Source organism: Murinocardiopsis flavida, from assembly GCF_003014485.1.
GTDB lineage: Bacteria > Actinomycetota > Actinomycetes > Streptosporangiales > Streptosporangiaceae > Murinocardiopsis > Murinocardiopsis flavida.
Map to the genome: position 1 here is coordinate 453,716 of NZ_PYGA01000001.1, position 17,187 is coordinate 470,902.

Genomic DNA, 17,187 nt, shown 5'->3' on the forward strand with positions numbered 1-17,187 from the left:
GCGCAGACGCCTTCTCTTGTGTACATCACCCGAAAGGGCTGGGACCACATCCCTTTTCAGGACTTATCGCAGCGATCTTACTCACCCGAAAAACCACCAGCCACTCTTGCCCACATAACATGACAAAAGCCCGATTTGACGCATATCACCGCGAATTCCGTTTTGCCCTACCCCGCGGAAACGGGTCGGAGCGGCCGTGGCGCGCCGGGCGCTCACACGGTCAGGTGGGCGCCGTTGACGGCGCTCGACCCCTCCCCGCAGAGGAACACCACGGTCTCCGCGATCCGCTCGGGCGGCACCCACCCCGCACGGTCCGAGTCCGGTTGGGCGTCCCGGTTCGCCGGGGTGTCGATGATCCCCGGCAGCAGGGCGTTGCTGCGGATCCCGTCCTTGCCGTACTCCGCCGCCAGCGCGCCCACCAGCCCCAGGACGGCGGACTTCGCGGTGATGTACCCGACGGCGCCGGGGAACGGGCGCACCGCCGCACGGCTCGACACGCACACGATCGACCCGCCCCCGCCGTCGACGAGGTACGGCAGCGCCGCCCGCGACACCAGGAACGTCGGCAGCACGTTCAGCTCGATCTGCCGCCGGAAGTCCGCCTCGCTCGTCTCGTGCACGCGAGCGCCCATGGCGAAACCGCCGACCAGGTTCACGACCGCATTGAGCGGGCGCTCCGGGTCCGCCGCCGCGACACGCACGCACTCCGCCGCGTCGTCGGCGTCGAACAGGTCGGCGCGGACCAGTTCGAGCCCTGGTTCCGGGGTCCAGAGCGCCCGCTCCTCCGGCACGATCCACGGCACGACGACGCGCCGGCCCGCGGCCAGCATCGCCCGCACCACCGCGGTCCCGAGTCCGCCCGTACCGCCGGTGACCAGCGCGGTCCCGCCCATGCGCATCCTCCACGTCGCACCACTGAGTCCGTCGATGACGCCCCCACTGTGGCCCACCGGACCCGGCGCCGCCAACCCGGCGCGCGCCGCACCGCACCGGATCCCGCCCGCGGACCGGACCGCCGCCACTGGATAGGGTCCGTCCCACAGGGCGCTGCCGACGGACACGGAGGGGGCCGGGACATGGCGGGAAACCGGATCGGGATCATCGGGGCCGGGATCGTCGGACTGGCGCTGGCGCGGCGGCTGAGCCGCGACGGCGCGCAGGTGACCGTCCTGGAGAAGGAGGACCGGGTCGCGGCGCACCAGACCGGCCGCAACAGCGGGGTCGTGCACGCCGGCCTGTACTACCGGCCGGGCTCGCTGAAGGCCCGCCTGTGCCGCAGCGGCGCGGTGCGGCTGCGCGACTACTGCGCGGAGCACGGCATCCCCTACCAGGAACTGGGCAAGATCCTGGTCGCCGCGAACGCCGAGGACGCCGCGCGGCTCGACGGGATCGAGGTGCGCGCCGGGGAGAACGGCGTCCCCGGCGTCCGGCGGGTCGGCCCCGGCGGACTGCGCGACCTCGAACCCCACGTCGCCGGCGTCTCCGGGCTGCACTCCCCGCACACCGCGGTGACCGACTTCGCCGCGGTCGCCGCCGCCATGGCGGAGGACGTCCGGCTGACCGGCGGGCGGGTCGTCACCGGCGCGCCGGTGGTCGGCGTCCGGCAGACCACCGACTCCGCATCGGTCCTGACCGGCGCCTCCGGGCGGCGGCTCCGCTGGGACTTCGACAGCCTCGTCATCTGCGCCGGGCTGCACAGCGACCGGTTGGCGCAGATGGCAGGGGCGCCGCGCGAGCCGGCGATCATGCCCTTCCGCGGCCAGTACCTCGAACTCGCGCCGCACCGGCGGCACCTCGTCCGCGGCCTGGTCTACCCGGTGCCCGACCCCCGCTACCCGTTCCTGGGCGTCCACCTGACCCGGCATGTCCACGGCGAGGTGAAAGCGGGGCCCAACGCCGTCCTCGCGACCGCGCGGGAGGGCTACCGCTTTCGCGACTTCGCGGCGCGCGACCTCGCCGACACCCTGCGCTGGCCGGGCATGTGGCGGCTGGCCCGCCGGAACTGGACGGTGGGCGCGCGCGAGATGGCGGTCGCGGCGTCGCGGGCCGCATTCGCGCGCGAGGCGCGGCGCCTGGTTCCCGAGGTGCGCGCCGCCGACCTGCGCCCCGCCCCGGCGGGGGTGCGGGCGCAGGCGCTCGACCGCGCCGGGCGGCTGCTCGACGACTTCGCGGTCGACACGAGCGGGCGCGTCAGCTCGGTCCGCAACGCCCCGTCGCCCGCCGCGACCTCGTCGCTGGCGATCGCCGATTACCTCGTGGACGAGGTGCTGGAGCTGCGCTGACCTGACCTGACCTGCCGCCGCGCCTGCGTGCGGCGCCCAGCGGCCCGCCCACGCGACCCGTCCGAGCGGCCGGGTCCCGGTGGTCAGTCCCGGCGCGGGGCCTCGGTGCGGTGCACGCGCGACGCCAGCCCGCCCGGAGGGCCGCCCGTGCAGGGCCGGGGCGCGGCGAGCCAGCCGCACAGCCGCGCCAGTTCCCCGGGCGTGCCGATGGGGCCCACGAGGTAGGGCGGTCCGGTGGGCGTCGTGCCGCTCTCAGCGGGCTGCACGACCGCGCTGAACCCGGGCCGCGGCGACGCGCTCCGCCGGTCGGCGCACAGCCCGATCAGGCAGTGGGCCGACAGGAGGATGCCGTGCGGTGTGGACCGGACGGTCCTGCGCAGCCGGTCCATCGCGTCCCTGCCGGGTGCGTGCGGGCAGGTGCTGCACCCGCACGTCACCGTGACGAACCCGGGACGGCCGTCGCGGCCGCGCGCAGCAGGGCGGTCCATAGCGCTCCTCGATACCGATACAACGCGGAGAACCCCCGCGCCCGAGCCGGGCCTGACCCCGACTCGAATGAAAATGATTTTCATTTTATATCATCGACGGAGCCGGCCTCACTCGACCAGTTCGAGGACCTCCAAGCGGTTGCCATGCGGATCGTCGGTGTAGAAGCGGCGCATCCCGGGGAACCCGTCGTCCCACACGACCGGGGACCCGGCCGCCGAAAGGCGGCGCGCCCACGCGTCGATGTCGCCGACCAGCAGCCCCGGGTGGGCCTTGCGGGCCGGCCGGAAGTCCTCCTCGACACCCAGGTGGAGTTCGATGCCGAAGCCCCGGAACCAGCAGCCGCCGCGCCCTTCGAGCGAGGCCGGTTTCGGGATCTCGGCCAGACCGAGCACACCCTCGTAGAAGCGGCGCGAGCGGTCCTCGGAACCGGGCGGGCAGGCGAGGAGCACGTGGTGCAGCATGGGGGACCTCCGCGTGGTCGGCGAACGGCGCGGGGCCGAACCTAGCGCACCTCGATGCCCGCGCCGCAGCGGAATCAGCCGCCGTCGGCGGCTGATTCCGCTGCGGCGTGGAGGGCGGGGACGTCGACCCCGGCTTCTTCCAGGGCGTGGACGGCGGTGCCCGTCTCGTCGGTGAGCACGCCCAGGAACAGGTGGGCGGCCCCGATGTCGCCCTGGCCCCGCTGCACCGCGGCGCTGAGGGCACCCTTCAGGGCCGTCTTGGTGTCGCCCCCGAACGGGATGTGCCCCCCGCGGAGCTTTTCGAGCAGGCCGCGGCCCTCCCTGCGCCGCTCGTCGACGGCACCGAGGACCTCCTCGGCGCTGCTGCGGAGCGGGCCGGGGTCCGCGCCCGCCGACCGCAGCGCTCGGGCCCCGGCCCCCGCGTCGTCGTCGATGAGGGCGAGGAGCAGGTGCCCCGCCCTGACCCGCTGGTGGCCGAGGCGCACCGCCTGCGCCTGCGCCCCGGTCACGGCCGCACGTGCCTCTTCGGTGAACCGCTCGAACATGATCCCGACCTCCATTGCCGCCGACTGCCATCGACATCTACGTTCGTCAATTTACATTGACGAACGTTCGAAGTCAATGAATGTTGACGGCATGAGGTTCGGTGTTCTCAGCAGTTCCCCGGGACGACGGTTCCGCGCACCTCTCCCAGGCTGATGGTGCCGCCGCCCATGCCGCGCGCGGTGGCGGAGATGGCGACGGTGTCGCCGTCCAGCAGGAAACCGCGGCGGCCGAAGTCCAGCTCCAGCGGCTCGGCCCCGTTCCACGTGAGTTCCAGCAGCGACCCGCGCTGGTCGGGGCGGGCCCCGGACACCGTGCCCGAGGCGTAGAGGTCCCCCGTGCGCAACGATGCCCCGTTGCAGGTAAGGTGCGCGAGCATCTGGTCGGGCGTCCAGTACATCGCCGCGTACGGCGGCCGGGAGACGAGCTCATTGTTGACGCGGACCTCCATGGCGAGGTCGAGCCCCCAATCGGCGCCGCGGTGCAGGTACGGCAGCGGAGCGGGGACCTGCTCCCGCCCCGCGAACCGGGCGGCGCCAAGCGCGTCGAGGGGGACCACCCACGGCGAGACCGACGTGGCGAACGACTTGCCCTGGAACGGGCCGAGCGGCACGTACTCCCATGCCTGGATGTCGCGCGCCGACCAGTCGTTCACGACCACCACGCCGAACACGTGCTCGGCGAAGGCGTCGGTCGGCACCGAACGGCCGAGCGACGTGCCGGTACCGACCACGAACCCCAGCTCCGCCTCGATGTCGAGCCGGGTGCTGGGGCCGAACACCGGTTCGCCGGTGTCGCCCCTGCGCTGCCCGCACGGCCGCACGATATCGGTGCCCGACGGCACCACGGTGCCCGCGCGGCCGTGGTACGCCACCGGCAGGTGCCGCCAGTTGGGATTCAACGGCTCCTCGCCGGGCCGGAACATCCGGCCGACGTTGGTCGCGTGCTCCAGCGAGCTGTAGAAGTCCACGTAGTCGCCCACGGTGAACGGCGGCAGCAGCCGGGTCTCCGCGAGCGGCACCAGGTGCGGTTCGGCCTGCGGGCGGGCGGCGTCGGCCGCGAGCATCCCGGCGGCCTTGGAACGGGTCGACCGCCAGGCGGTCGACCCCCGCGCCATGAACGGGTTGAGCGAATCGGCGAAGAACTCGGGCTCGCCCAGCGCGCCCGCGAGGTCGAGGATGTGGTCGCCGATGCGCACACCCACCCGGGGGGCGGCGCCGCCCCGGACGAACACTCCGTAGGGCAGGTTGTCGGCGCCGAAGCCGGAGTCGTCGGCTCCGGGGACCCAGGTGGTCGACACGGTTCTCCTTATTGACCGGACTGCACTGGCCGGACTGAACTGACTGGACCGCACTGGCCGGACTGCACTGGTCGGACCGCACTGACCGGACCGCACTGCTGACTGGACCGCACTGCTGACTGGACCACACTGGCCGGACCGCACCGACCGGGCTCGACCGGCCGGACCGCGTTGGCGTGCGCGGTGCGCTACTTCTCGGCGAACAGCGGACCGCGGTGCAGGCGGTGCTGGGCCGCCTGCGCCAGGGGGCGGACGACCAACCGGTCGATGTTGACGTGCGCCGGCTGGGCGATCACCCAGGTGACGCAGCCCGCGACGTCCTCGGGCGTGAGCGGGCGGTCGACGTCGGCGTAGACCGCGTCGGCGCGGTCGGCGTCGCCCCGGTACCGGTTCAGCGCGAACTCGCCCGTGTGCACCATCCCGGGGGCGATGTCGATGACGCGCACGGGTTCGCCGCACAGCTCCAGGCGCAGCGTCTCGGTGAACGCGCGCTCGGCGTGTTTGGCCGCCGTGTACCCGCCGCCGCCCTCGTAGACGCCGAGAGCCGCCGTCGAGGTGATCGTGACGATGGTCCCGCACTCGTCGCGCGGCGCCCGCAGCAGCGGCAGCAGGGCCTGGGTGACGTGCATGCTGCCGAGCACGTTCACCTCGTACATGCGCGCCCAGTCGGCGGGGTCGCCCGCGGCGACGGTCTCGGTGCCGAGGGCGCCGCCCGCGTTGTTCACCAGGACGTCGCAGCGCTCCAGCCCGCCGACGGCGGCGTCGACCGCGGCACGGTCGGTGATGTCGACGGGGAACGCGCGCCCGCCCAGTTCCGCCGCCAGCGCGTCGAGCCGCTCGGCCCGCCGCGCCAGCAGCACCACCTCGTAGCCCGCTGCGGCGAGGCCGCGCGCGCAGGCCGCCCCGATTCCGCTGCTCGCCCCGGTGACCACCGCGGTCTTGCCCATCACACCCACACCCCACTGCCGCCGGACCGCCAGGTGCCCGGAACCGACCGCCGGGCACCGCTCGTTCAGGATCAGGCGGTCCCCGCCGTTGCGGGCGCCACCTGATCCACCCCGAACCTTAGGCCCTGCACGTCCGTTGCGCGGCGCACGCCCCACCGTCTGGGCGCCCGCCGACCCGAGAACCCGCCCCGCACTCGGCGGCGGGACGTCAGGGCGCCGGGGCGGGGGCCCGCTCCGCCACTCCGGGTTCGGCGGGGTCGCGGCGCCCGCTGGCGCGCTGGACGGCCGCCCGGACCTCCCGCGGGTCGGCGTCCGGGAGCACGGCGCACAGGTGGGCGTCGGGCCGCAGGACGTACACAGCGCCCGGCACGCCGCCGAGGAGCGCGGTGAGCCGCCCGTCGGGGTCGATGGCGTCGAGCGCGTGGACCCGCACGGGGACCGGGAGACCGGCGACGGCCGACGCGGCGGCCGCTGCGCCCGCTGCGTCGGGAGCGAGCACGGTGAACCCGGCGCCGAGGAGCCGGCGGAACCGTGTGGCCCCGGTACCGCCGGGGCCGCGGCACGGGCCGTCGGGGCAGATGGCGCCGGGCACGGGCCCGCCGACGCCCGGCCGTGCCGGGCTGGTCAGCGGCGAATCGGCGTAGACGTGGGGCACCGCGAGCCGGCCGGAGTCGATGCTCTCGCGCGCCGCCGGGTCGGTGATGGCGCGTTCGAGGGTGGACCGGCGCACCTCCCACTGCGCTTCGTCCTGCGGCACGAGGAAGCGCATGGTGGCGCCGGTGACGGCGAGGTTCTCCAACGCGGCGGAGCGGCGTTCGCTCGCGTAGCTGTCGAGCAGCGCCTCGCTTTCGCGCTCCCCCGCCAGGCGCCGCGCGACAGCCAGCTTCCAGCCGATGTTCTCGGCGTCCTGGACCCCGGAGTTGAGGCCGCGCGCGCCGAACGGCGCGTACAGGTGCGCGGCGTCGCCGGCCAGGAACACGCGTCCGGCGCGCAGCCGGTCGGCGCACCTCTCGTGGAAGCGGTACACCGACGACCAGACGACCTCGTAGGGCCGGTCGCCCACGATGCGCCGGATGCGCTCCTCCAGCGCGCCGCTGCCCGCTTCGGCCTCGGGGTCGTAATCGTCGGGGACCTGCCAGTCGATCCGCCAGGTGGAGTCGGGGCACTGGTGGACGAGCACCTGGCGGCCCGGGTTCCACGCCGGGTCGAAGTAGAACCGGCGCTCCTTGGGGAACGGCAGGTCGGCCCGGATGTCGCAGATGAGGAAGCGGTCGGCGTAGGACTCCCCGGGGAAGCCGATCCCCAGGAGGCCGCGGACCGCGCTGCGCGCGCCGTCGGCGCCCACCAGATGCGTGCCGCGGTGGGTCCCCTCGGCGGCGCCCCCGGTGCGCACGGTCACGCCCCCGGCGTCCTGCGCGAGCCCGGTGACGGGGCTGTCGAAGCGCAGGGCGACGAGCGGTTCGGCGGCCGCGGCGCGCATCAGCTCCTGCTCGACCCGCGCCTGGGAGATGTTGATCCAGGGCGGGAGCTCACCGGTGAACGCCGGGGCCCGCCCGGCGAAGGTGACCGTGCGGATCTCGTGCTCGCGGTAAAAGGTGCGGGCCGTCGTCCAGGTGGTGCCTTCGGCGAGGAGCCGCTCGGCGGCGCCGAGCCGGTCGAAGACGTCCAGGACGTCGCGCTGGAAGCAGATGGCCTTGGACCCGGTGGTCCGGAAGTAGGCGGCGTCGCGCTCGGCCTGCGCCTCCAGGACCACCGACGGCACGCCGAACCGCGCGAGGGTCAGCGCCGTGCACAGCCCCACCGGCCCGGCGCCCGCGATGAGCACCGGAGGGGCGTCCGGTGCCGCGGCGGGCGGCGGACGGTCGTCGGCCGCCGCGGCCGGGGGCGGAACGATCGGCGCCATGGTCACTCCTGTCGGTTCCCGTGCTCCCGTGCTCCCTGCTCGCTGCCCCCGGCGGTGGTCAGTCCTGCAATCGGGCCCAGATCTCGCGGTCGCGCTCGGCCGTCCACACCGTTGGGCGCTCGACGCCGTCGTACTCCTCCCAGAGCCGGGCGACGTCGAAGGGCAGGCAGTGCTCGAAGATGGGCCACCGGCCGAACGTCGGCGCCAGCGCGGTGTGCGCGGCCTGGAACGCGTCCTTGAGGGTGCCGCCGCCGCGGTGCACCGCTCCGACCTCGGCGCGCATGACGTCGAGGAAGCCGCGGGTCTGGTCGACGGCCGCCGCGCAGGCCTCGGCCCCGCGGGCGACGGCGCCGCGCCCGCCCACGAGCGCCTCGGCGCCGAAGGCGGCCACGCGGTCGAGGGTGGTGGTGGCCCATTCGTGGTGGAAGGCGTCGCCGGTGTAGAGGGCGGCCTGGGCCTCGACGAGGTCGCCCGCGAACAGGATGCGGTGCCGCGGCAGCCAGGCGACGATGTCGCCCTCGGTGTGGCCGCGCCCGCAGTGGGCGAGGACGAGTTCGCCGCGGTCGCCGCCGAGGTCTATCGTGAAGCGGTCGTTGAACGTGGCGGTCGGCCAGGTCAGCCCCGGGATGGACGACGGGTCGCGGAACAGCCGCGGCATGCGCCCGTACTCGCTGTCCCAGTCCTGCCTGCCGCGCTCGGCGATCAGGGCGCGGGTCTGCTCATGGGCGACGACGACGTCGGCATCGAACGCGCTCGCGCCGAGGACCCGCACCGCGTGGTAGTGCGAGAGCACCAGGTAGCGCACCGGTTTGTCGGTGTGCTGCCGGAGCAGGGCCAGCCAGTCGCGCGCGGCGACCGGTGTGGCCAGCGCCTCGAAGCAGACGACGAAGTCCTCGCCCTCGATGGCGCCGACGTTGGGGTCGCCTTCGGCGGTCAGCGCGTACACGCCGTCGGCGAGGACCTCAAGGGTCTGCTGCTTCTCATCGAGGTCCGTGGAGCTCGCGAAGGGCTTGCCCATTCGGGACGCACTCCTTGTTCGATTCTTGTTCGATTATCGAATTTATGGTTCGTTATTAGAGATTCGCGGTACGAGTGATGGTAAGTGTGACCCGCCCCACCCACAAGCCCCCGAATCCGTTGCCGCCCGACTGGTAATCCTCGAACCGCCAACCCGCAAACTGTTACCCCCCGACTACCGACGTCCCCCGGCCGCGGCACCCGGAAACGGCAACACCGCCGCGGCGCAGGTCCGGCGGCCCCGCCGGACCTCCCCCACGGAAAGGCACACCCGCGATGCCCGACTTCACCACCCGGCCCGAACTGCGCGGCGGTTTCGGCATGGTGGCTTCGACGCACTGGTTGGCGAGCGCGGCAGGGATGTCGGTACTCGAACGCGGCGGCAACGCCTTCGACGCCGCCGTCGCCACCGGCTTCGCCCTCCAGGTCGTCGAACCGCACCTGAACGGCCCCGGCGGCGAGGTCCCGATCATCTTCCAGGCGGTGGGCGGCGAACCGACCGTCCTGAACGGCCAAGGGCCCGCCCCCGCCGCAGCGGACATCGCGGCGTTCGCGGGGATGGACCGCGTCCCCGGCAGCGGGGTGCTGCCGGCGTGCGTGCCCGGCGCCTTCGACGCCTGGCTGCTGCTGCTCCGCGACCACGGCACCTTCGAACTCCGCGACGTCCTGGAGTACGCCATCGGCTACGCGGCCGGCGGCTTCCCGCTGCTGCCGCAGATCCGCGCCAAGCTCGCCGACGTCGCCCCGGTGTTCTCCCGCTGGTGGCCGACCTCCGCCGAGCTGTACCTGCCCGGCGGGTCCCTGCCCCGCGAAGGCTCGTCCCTGCACAACGAGGTGCTGGCCGGCACCTTCAAGCGGATCCTCGCCGAGTCCGGCGGCGCCGCCCGCACCCGCGAGGGCCGCATCGACGCCGCCCGCCGGGTATGGCGCGAAGGCTTCATCGCCGAGTCGATCGCCGCGTTCCTCGCCCAGCCGCGGCCCGACGGCAGCGGCGCCCACCACGACGCGCTGCTCACGGCCGACGACCTCGCCCAATGGCGCGCCCGGTACGAACCGACCGCGCACGTCGACTACGCGGGACTGACCGTGCACAAGACCGGGCCATGGGGCCAGGGGCCGGTCTTCCTCCAGCAGCTCCGGCTCGCGGAGGAGCTCGGCACCGGGGAGCTCGACACCGGGTCGGCCGAGTTCGTCCACCGCGTCGTGGAGGCCGCCAAGCTCGCGTTCGCCGACAGGGAGGCGTGGTACGGCGACCCCGACCACACCGATGTGCCGCTGGACGCCCTCCTCGACCCCCGCTACGCCGCCGCCCGCGCGGCGCTGGTCGCCGACGACGCGTCCCTGGACCTGCGCCCCGGCACCGTCGCCGGCCGCGAGCCGTTCGTCGTCGACCCGGTCCCCGCCGGGACCTACGGCCCCGGCTTCGCCACCACGGGCGAGCCCACACTCGACGGCGCCGTGCAGCGGGGCGACACCTGCCACCTGGACGTGGTCGACGCCGCGGGGAACATGATCGCCGCGACCCCGAGCGGCGGCTGGCTGACCGGCTCACCCGTCATCGGCGACCTGGGATTCCCGCTCGGCACCCGCGGCCAGATGTTCTGGCTAGACCCGCGGTCGCCGAGCGCGATCGCGCCCCGCAGGCGCCCGCGCAGCACACTCAGCCCGACCCTGGTCACCCGCGGCGGCGACCCGGTCATGGCGTTCGGCACCCCGGGCGGCGACCAGCAGGACCAGTGGTCGTTCACGTACTTCCTGCGGCTCATGCACGGCGGCATGGACCTCCAGGCCGGGATCGACGCCCCGATGTTCCACACCAACGCGTTCCCCTCGTCGTTCCACCCGCGCGAGACGGCGGCGGGCGAGGTCCTCGTCGAATCGAGGCTGGGCGCCGACGCGATCGCGGACCTACGGCGGCGGGGGCACCGGGTGGTCGTGGCCGACCCCTGGTCGCTCGGCCGGCTGAGCGCCGTCGCACGCGACCCCGGCACCGGGGAGTTGCGGGCCGCGGCGAACCCCCGCGGGGCGCAGGGCTACGCGGCCGGACGGTAGCACTCCGGTACGGCGCCCCCGGCGCCGTACCGGCTCTGCACCGGCGCCGTACCGGCGCCGTACCGGCTCCCTTGTGAAACGATGGACGACCTCCCGCGATAGGAGTGCGCATGGCCGACGGCGCAACCCCACGGAACCACGGCACCGAGCCGTCGGGCAGCAGGTCCCAGACGCTCGACCGCGGCGTCCGGGTGCTGGAGACCCTGCGCGACCGCGGCCGCCCCATGACCATCATCGACCTCGCCCGGTCGCTGGAGGTCCACCGGTCGATCATCTACCGGATCCTGCGCACATTGGAGGACCACCGGCTGGTGGCCCGCACCGCCGACGGCGGCTACGAGCTCGGCCCCGGGCTGCCCGCGCTGGCGCGCGGCGTCTCCCGGCCGTTGCAGTCGGCCGCGCTGCCGGTCCTGTCCGGGCTGGCCGACGAGACCGGGATGACCGCGTTCGTCGTCGTGCCGAGCGGCGATGAGGCCGTCACCCTGCTCACCGTCGAACCGCGCCAATCGGACGCGCACATCGCCTACGCGCCGGGCGTGCGCCACCCGCTCGACCGGGGTGCGCCGGGCCTCGCGCTGCTGGCCGCCCGCCCCGAGCGCGCCGGTGAGCGCTCCGAGGTGGCGCGGGTCCGCGAGTCCGGCTGGGCGTACTCGCGCAGCGAGGTGCTGACGGGGATGTCGGCCGTCGCCGCGCCGATCCCCTCGGCGCCCGCACCGGCGTCGGTGGCGCTGATCTTCCTCGAACCGCCCGAGGGCGACCCCGAGGAGCGCCGGGTGCTCGGCGAGCGCGTCCGGGCGGCCGCCAAGGAGATCACGGCCGGTCAGGGGTAGCGCCCCGGCGTGCCCGCTCCGAGCGGGCCGCGGGGGCGCATCCGGGGAAGGCGCTGGTCGCCGCCGCGGGGCGGCGATCCGGGCGGTTTTCCGCCCTTGCGGTCATCGCTCTCCCACTCTTGCCAAATCGCCCGTTCACTGCTTTCCTTGACCCGGAACACAACGTTGTTCGAATAAAGAATCGCCTTGTTCGATTAACGAAATACGTCCCGCAGGGTCGGTACTACTGAACCCCCTCCCTCAGTTGCCCCCTGCCTCCCCTCTTGGGCTGAGTCCGGCCACTCCCCTCCCGGCCGTACTCAGCCCATGAGGCCAATGGGGCCGTGCCCACGGGCACGGCCCCATTCTCTGTGCCGCCCTGTGCCGCTCTCTCGCCCTGTGCCGCCCTGTGCCGCTCTCTGCCGCCGCTGCGCCGCTCCGGCGCTGTGCCTTCCCAGTGCCTGCCCTGCGCCTGCCGTGCCGCCCGCCGCTCCCCGGCGGGGCCGGGCCACCCCTCAGGTGTGGACCCGGACCACCCCGGCGAGCTTGGCGGTGCGGACGTCGGTCTCCTTCACGACGTCGCCGGTGCGCGGCGCCTCCAGCATCTTCCCGTCGCCGAGGTAGATCGCGACGTGCGAGATGTAGTCGGGCGCGGTGGGGTCGCTGCGCCAGAAGATCAGGTCGCCGCGCTCGGCGTCGGCCAGCTCGACGTGCTCGCCCGCGTACCACTGGTCGTGGGTCACGCGGGGCACCGCCACACCGGACTTCGCGAACGCCCACTGCACCAGGCCGGAGCAGTCGAACCCGCCATCGGGGGTCTCGCCGCCCCACACGTACGGCACGCCCTTCTGGGACTCGGCGGCCGAGATCATGGACTCCACGACGTCGCCGCCGACGGCGTCGCCCTTGGCGTCGGACGGCCGGGGCTCGGGGTTCTCGGCGAGCAGTTGCAGGGCGACGTCCTCGCCCAGCGCCTCGGTGAGGTCGTCCTTGAGCTTCCACAGGTCGGCCTTTGGCGCGGAGACCACCAGCGCGTTGCCCTCGGGGAAGCCCATCGCTGCCGCCGACTCGCGGGAGACCAGCGCGTCGATACCGGCGACACCCGACGTGGCGTGGGTCCACACCTCCTTGCGGACCTCGCCCTTGCCGCCCGCGACGGTGACGTCGGAGCCCACCTTCAGGCCGCGCTGCTTCCCCGCGTCGTTGGACAGCGCGATGCGGCCCTCGGCGATGCCCTGCCACACCTCGTCGGACTTCGCCGAGGGCTTCGGCGCGAAGTTGCGGAACGTGGACGGGTCGACGCCGAGCACCGAGGTGGCCTCGCCCTCGACCTGGACCCGCGCGGCGTCGACGACCTCGACGGCCTTGACGCCCTTGAGGCCGCGCACCTTCTCGATCTGGGCGTCGCTCAGGGTGTCGGCCGCCGCCGCGAAGTACTGGCGCGAGCGCGCCTTGTCGAACTCCGCGACGTCGACGTCGCGCTTGAGGTCGCGGGTGTCGGCGACGGGAGGGGCGTCCTTCGTGCCGCGCTGCGCCCCCTCGCCCGATGCCGCGGCGCGCGGCTCGGTGGTCTGGGCGTCGACAGGGGGGCGGTCCTGGACGTTGGGGACGGGGTCGGCCCATGCGGGCGGCGCGAACCCCCCGAGGACCACTGCGAACGCCACCGTCGTGCCAGCACACTCCGCCCAACGACGCCGCACTCCGCACCAACTCCCAGTCGTCTCCGCGCCTCGGGCCGCCGCGGGGGACCCGGTCGGCCGTGCGCGTTCTCGGTCCAACCAAGAATGGAACCATCGGGCGCGCAATTCAAGCGACCGCGTGGTGAACCTTTGTGCCACGCCGGGAGTCGGCGAGCGGTTCATGCGTCGGCATAGCAGTCGACCACGGAGATGTCCAAGGGGAACCTGACCGGAGTCGGCCCGAAGAGCAGCGCGCGGGTCTGCTCCTCGGCGTCGTGCAGCAGCTCCACGACCGGCCCGGCGAGCGCGCGGGGGACGTGCAGCACGAGTTCGTCGTGTTGGAAGAACACGAGCTGGGCCGTTCCGGGGGCGGGGTCGAGCCGGGTGAGCCCGCGCCGGACCGCCGCCATGAGGACGAGGGCCCACTCGGCCGCGGTGGCCTGGATGACGAAGTTGCGGGTGAAGCGGCCGCGCTCGCGCGCCGCGCGGGCGCCGTCGCCGCTGTCGCCCGCCACCCGCCGCCAGGAGGGCGACGGCGGCGGGCAGGTGCGGCCCAGCCACGACCGGACGAGGCGGCCGCGCTCCCCCAGGCCGGCGGCGCCGTCGACGTAGTCCATGGCGCGCGGGAAGGTGCGGCGCATGACGGCGAGCAGCGGGGCGGCGTCGCCGCCGGTCTGGCCGTACATGGCGGCGAGCACGCCGATCTTGGCGCGCTCGCGGTCGCCGCCGAACTCCCCGGCGAGCCGGGTGTAGAGATCCTCGCTGCCCGCCGCGGCTGCGAGGGCGGAGTCGCCGGACACCGCGGCGAGGATGCGGGGTTCGAGCTGCCCGGCGTCGACGGTGACGAGGGTGCGGTCGGGGTCGGCCATGACCGCGCGCCGCACGATCTTGGGGATCTGCAACGCGCCCCCGCCCCGGGTGGCCCAGCGGCCCGAGACAACGCCGCCGACGACGTAATCGGGCCGGAACCGGCCACCGCGCACCCAGGAGTCGAGCCAGGACCAGCCGTGGGCGGAGTGCAGCCGCGCCAGCTCCTTGTAGCGCAGCAGGTGCGGGATGACGGGGTGATCGACCTCCTTGAGCACCCAGGAGCGGGTCGACGGCACCGGGTGGCCGATGGCGCCGAACGCCTTCAGCAGCTGGACCGGGGAGTCGGGGTTGACGGTGCGGCCGAACTCGGCGCTGATGCGGGCGGCGAGCTCGGCGAGGACGGGCGGGCGGTCGCCGCGCGCGGGCCGCTTGCCGAGCTGCTCGCTGAGCACCTGGTCATGGAGGTCGGGCCGCCACGGCACGCCGTCGTGCCCCATCTCCACGGCGGTCATGGCGCCGGCGGACTCGACCGCCCCGAGCAGCGCGAACCGGCCGGGGTGCGCGATCGCGGCGATGCGGCGGCGCTGGTCGGCGTGGACCTCGATGACCGCTGTGAGGGGGTCGACCCCCGGCGGGAGGGTGGAGAGGTCGGGTTCGAAGAGCGCCGGGGGCGTCTCGGCGCCGGTGCCCGCGGAGCGCACGGGGTCGGGCGGGACCACGTGCCCGTGCAGCCGGGCCCAGGCCGCGCCGAGGCTGTGGGCCTCGCCGAACCGCCCCGCGTGACCGAGCAGCAGGCTCTCGACCAGGGTGATGTCGTGGCACCGGCCCAGCCGCACCGAGCGCTCGACCAGCGCGGGGTAGACCTCGCCGGTATCGGCCCAGACCCACCGCGGCGGTTCGGCGGCGGCGTCCTCGACGGCCCCGACGGCAGCGGTGAGGTCGGCGACGTGGCGCACCTCGCCGGACGGGCGGTCGTCGGCGTCGAGGACGCACAGCCGACCGCTGCCCTCGTCGCCGGGGACCACCGCGATGCGCATACTCCGATTGTGCGCCCCGGCTGTGACAGTACGCCCGGCGAGCACGCCCGGTGCGGTCAGCCGCCCTGTGTGCGCAGTTCGACCGTTGCCCGGCTCTGGATCTCGGTCGAGCGCTCGACGAAGTCGAGGATGAGCGCCAACTGGTCGTCGTCGTACTCGCCGTACAGCTTGGCGAGTTCGCCGGTCAGCCCCTCGAAGGACGACCCGACCTCGGCGAGGCGGCTCTTGTCGAGGGACACGACGACGCGGCGGCGGTCGTTCTCGTCGCGTGAGCGGCTGACGTGGCCGGACCGCTCCAGCCGGTCGATGACCCCGGTGATCGAGGCCGGCGCCAGCCCGCTGTGCCGCACGAGTTCCCCCGCCGTGAGCGGGCCGTGCCGGTCGAGCAGGTCGAGCGTCTTCCAGTCCGTCGAGCTCATCCCCAGCTTCTCGCTGAGGACCGTGTGGAACATGACCGCCGCGTTGCTCATGCGGCGGCCGGCGTCCCCGAGCCGCCCGAGCAGCTCGGCCCGCCGCGGTCCGACCGCCGGCCCGTCATCGCTTGACACGGCTTCCTCCTTCGATTTAAATTTCTTTCGATCGAAAGAAATAATAGCACCCCGCTTCAGATCCCCAGGAGAGACCATGAAAGCGCTGATCATCGGTTCCGGCGTCGGCGGCCCCGTTGCCGCCGCGGCATTCAAGCGTGTCGGCATCGACTCCGTCGTCTACGAGGCGCACCAGAGCACCGCCGCCGCCCTCGGCTCCTTCCTCTCCCTCGCCCCCAACGGCCTCGCCGTCCTGCGCGCACTGGACCTGCTCGACCCCATCCGCGCCCAGGCCGAACTCCCCACCACCGCCATCCAGTTCCAGAACGGCTCCGGCCGCAGCCTGGGCGTCATCCCCGACAACTCGGAACAGCTCGGTGCGGACCTGAGCACCATCACCATCATGCGGGGCGCGCTCCAGGACTCGCTCGCCGAAGCCGCCACCGCGCAGGGCGCGCGCATCGAGTTCGGCAAGCGCATGGTCGGCTACACCGAGACCGAGAACGGGGTGACCGTCGAGTTCGACGACGGCACCACCGACCACGGCGACGTCCTCATCGGCGCCGACGGGATCCACTCGCGGACCCGGTCCATCCTCGACCCGGCCGCCCCCAAGCCCGAGTACACCGGCCTGCTCAACTGCGGCGGCGTCGCGCCCCCTGTCGACGCCCCCGGCACCCCCGAGAGCACCATGCGCATGATCTTCGGCAGCCGCGCCTTCTTCGGCTACCAGGTCGCCCCGGACGGCTCCGTGTACTGGTTCGTCAACTTCCCGTACCGCGAACCCGGCCGCGCCGAGCTCGCCGCGCAGGACCCGGCCGAGTGGCGCCGCCACATCATCGACCTCTTCTCCGACGACAGCGCGTTCATCACGCGGATCCTCGAAGCGAGCCCGGTGGAGAACTTCCAGACCTTCGGGGTGTACGACATCGCCTCACTGCCGCACTGGTCGCGCGGGCGCGTGGGCCTGCTCGGCGACGCCGCCCACGCGGTGTCGTCCTCCAGCGGGCAGGGCGCGTCGCTCGCCATGGAGGACGCCGTGACCCTCGCGAAGCACCTGCGCGACATCGATGACCCGGTCAAGGCGCTGCACGCCTACCAGGAGGCGCGGCGGCCCCGCGTCGAGAGCATCGTCGCCGAGGGGCGGCGGCGCGGCAACAACAAGCTGACCACCGGGACCGTCCAGGTGTTCCTGCGCGACCTGACCCTGCCCGTGGTCTTCGCGATGATCTCCTGGCGCAAGAAGCACTCCTGGATCTTCGACCACCGCATCGACATGGCCGCTCCGGCGAACGGAGCGCGGTGACGGCGGCGCGGCGGATCCCACCGCG

General features: G+C 73.7%; 15 protein-coding genes. 4 read left to right on the forward strand and 11 right to left on the reverse strand.

What is annotated here, in order from left to right; genetic code table 11:
* Window positions 1–212: 212 nt before the first annotated feature.
* Window positions 213–893, reverse strand: a complete 681-nt coding sequence (locus CLV63_RS01995; protein ID WP_106581088.1) for an SDR family NAD(P)-dependent oxidoreductase — start codon at window positions 891–893, stop codon at window positions 213–215.
* A gap of 183 nt (window positions 894–1,076) precedes the next feature.
* Between CLV63_RS01995 and lhgO the strand changes: the two genes are divergently transcribed.
* On the forward strand, window positions 1,077–2,282 hold the full coding sequence (gene lhgO / locus CLV63_RS02000; protein WP_106581089.1) for an L-2-hydroxyglutarate oxidase: 1,206 nt from the start codon (window positions 1,077–1,079) through the stop codon (window positions 2,280–2,282).
* Between the two features lie 83 nt (window positions 2,283–2,365).
* On the opposite strand, the gene CLV63_RS02005 is transcribed toward lhgO, so the two are convergent.
* From CLV63_RS02005 to CLV63_RS02035, 7 genes are all read right to left on the reverse strand, one after another.
* The gene (locus CLV63_RS02005) at window positions 2,366–2,770 is read right to left on the reverse strand and encodes a hypothetical protein (RefSeq protein ID WP_106581090.1); all 405 of its coding nucleotides are present in this window, start codon (window positions 2,768–2,770) and stop codon (window positions 2,366–2,368) included.
* Window positions 2,771–2,878: 108 nt separating this feature from the next.
* Window positions 2,879–3,232, reverse strand: a complete 354-nt coding sequence (locus CLV63_RS02010) for a VOC family protein (RefSeq protein ID WP_106581091.1) — start codon at window positions 3,230–3,232, stop codon at window positions 2,879–2,881.
* Window positions 3,233–3,306: 74 nt separating this feature from the next.
* A complete protein-coding gene (locus CLV63_RS02015) occupies window positions 3,307–3,777 on the reverse strand; it encodes a Clp protease N-terminal domain-containing protein (RefSeq protein ID WP_106581259.1) in 471 nt (156 codons plus the stop codon).
* 107 nt (window positions 3,778–3,884) lie between these two features.
* Window positions 3,885–5,075 (reverse strand): fumarylacetoacetase, encoded by a 1,191-nt coding sequence (gene fahA / locus CLV63_RS02020; RefSeq protein ID WP_106581092.1) that lies wholly within the window; start codon window positions 5,073–5,075, stop codon window positions 3,885–3,887.
* A 188-nt stretch (window positions 5,076–5,263) separates the two neighbouring features.
* The gene (locus tag CLV63_RS02025; protein ID WP_211301096.1) at window positions 5,264–6,022 is read right to left on the reverse strand and encodes an SDR family NAD(P)-dependent oxidoreductase; all 759 of its coding nucleotides are present in this window, start codon (window positions 6,020–6,022) and stop codon (window positions 5,264–5,266) included.
* A gap of 208 nt (window positions 6,023–6,230) precedes the next feature.
* On the reverse strand, window positions 6,231–7,925 hold the full coding sequence (locus CLV63_RS02030; protein WP_106581094.1) for an FAD-dependent monooxygenase: 1,695 nt from the start codon (window positions 7,923–7,925) through the stop codon (window positions 6,231–6,233).
* Between the two features lie 58 nt (window positions 7,926–7,983).
* Complete coding sequence (locus CLV63_RS02035; protein ID WP_106581095.1) at window positions 7,984–8,943, reverse strand: MBL fold metallo-hydrolase; 960 nt, start codon at window positions 8,941–8,943, stop codon at window positions 7,984–7,986.
* A gap of 275 nt (window positions 8,944–9,218) precedes the next feature.
* Here CLV63_RS02035 and CLV63_RS02040 point away from each other — a divergent pair, with 275 nt between their 5' ends.
* The gene (locus CLV63_RS02040) at window positions 9,219–10,994 is read left to right on the forward strand and encodes a gamma-glutamyltransferase family protein (protein WP_106581096.1); all 1,776 of its coding nucleotides are present in this window, start codon (window positions 9,219–9,221) and stop codon (window positions 10,992–10,994) included.
* Window positions 10,995–11,104: 110 nt separating this feature from the next.
* Window positions 11,105–11,824: an IclR family transcriptional regulator gene (locus CLV63_RS02045; RefSeq protein ID WP_106581097.1), complete on the forward strand. Its 720-nt coding sequence runs from the start codon at window positions 11,105–11,107 to the stop codon at window positions 11,822–11,824.
* Window positions 11,825–12,318: 494 nt separating this feature from the next.
* On the opposite strand, the gene CLV63_RS02050 is transcribed toward CLV63_RS02045, so the two are convergent.
* From CLV63_RS02050 to CLV63_RS02060, 3 genes are all read right to left on the reverse strand, one after another.
* On the reverse strand, window positions 12,319–13,503 hold the full coding sequence (locus CLV63_RS02050; RefSeq protein WP_394339728.1) for a C40 family peptidase: 1,185 nt from the start codon (window positions 13,501–13,503) through the stop codon (window positions 12,319–12,321).
* Window positions 13,504–13,661: 158 nt separating this feature from the next.
* Window positions 13,662–15,329: a bifunctional 3'-5' exonuclease/DNA polymerase gene (locus CLV63_RS02055; RefSeq protein ID WP_106581099.1), complete on the reverse strand. Its 1,668-nt coding sequence runs from the start codon at window positions 15,327–15,329 to the stop codon at window positions 13,662–13,664.
* A gap of 56 nt (window positions 15,330–15,385) precedes the next feature.
* Entirely contained in the window at window positions 15,386–15,877 is a 492-nt protein-coding gene (locus tag CLV63_RS02060; protein WP_245928524.1) for a MarR family winged helix-turn-helix transcriptional regulator, read from the reverse strand.
* Between the two features lie 76 nt (window positions 15,878–15,953).
* Here CLV63_RS02060 and CLV63_RS02065 point away from each other — a divergent pair, with 76 nt between their 5' ends.
* Entirely contained in the window at window positions 15,954–17,162 is a 1,209-nt protein-coding gene (locus CLV63_RS02065; RefSeq protein WP_106581101.1) for an FAD-dependent oxidoreductase, read from the forward strand.
* The last annotated feature ends 25 nt before the right edge of the window (window positions 17,163–17,187 follow it).

What these genes read in the sequence shown, in the direction of transcription:
- CLV63_RS01995 (WP_106581088.1), bottom strand. Translation starts at nt 893, where the DNA reads ATGGGCGGGACCGCGCTGGTCACCGGCGGTACGGGCGGACTCGGGACC.
- lhgO (WP_106581089.1), top strand. Translation starts at nt 1,077, where the DNA reads ATGGCGGGAAACCGGATCGGGATCATCGGGGCCGGGATCGTCGGACTG.
- CLV63_RS02005 (WP_106581090.1), bottom strand. Translation starts at nt 2,770, where the DNA reads ATGGACCGCCCTGCTGCGCGCGGCCGCGACGGCCGTCCCGGGTTCGTC.
- CLV63_RS02010 (WP_106581091.1), bottom strand. Translation starts at nt 3,232, where the DNA reads ATGCTGCACCACGTGCTCCTCGCCTGCCCGCCCGGTTCCGAGGACCGC.
- CLV63_RS02015 (WP_106581259.1), bottom strand. Translation starts at nt 3,777, where the DNA reads ATGTTCGAGCGGTTCACCGAAGAGGCACGTGCGGCCGTGACCGGGGCG.
- CLV63_RS02025 (WP_211301096.1), bottom strand. Translation starts at nt 6,022, where the DNA reads ATGGGCAAGACCGCGGTGGTCACCGGGGCGAGCAGCGGAATCGGGGCG.
- CLV63_RS02030 (WP_106581094.1), bottom strand. Translation starts at nt 7,925, where the DNA reads ATGGCGCCGATCGTTCCGCCCCCGGCCGCGGCGGCCGACGACCGTCCG.
- CLV63_RS02035 (WP_106581095.1), bottom strand. Translation starts at nt 8,943, where the DNA reads ATGGGCAAGCCCTTCGCGAGCTCCACGGACCTCGATGAGAAGCAGCAG.
- CLV63_RS02040 (WP_106581096.1), top strand. Translation starts at nt 9,219, where the DNA reads ATGCCCGACTTCACCACCCGGCCCGAACTGCGCGGCGGTTTCGGCATG.
- CLV63_RS02045 (WP_106581097.1), top strand. Translation starts at nt 11,105, where the DNA reads ATGGCCGACGGCGCAACCCCACGGAACCACGGCACCGAGCCGTCGGGC.
- CLV63_RS02055 (WP_106581099.1), bottom strand. Translation starts at nt 15,329, where the DNA reads ATGCGCATCGCGGTGGTCCCCGGCGACGAGGGCAGCGGTCGGCTGTGC.
- CLV63_RS02065 (WP_106581101.1), top strand. Translation starts at nt 15,954, where the DNA reads ATGAAAGCGCTGATCATCGGTTCCGGCGTCGGCGGCCCCGTTGCCGCC.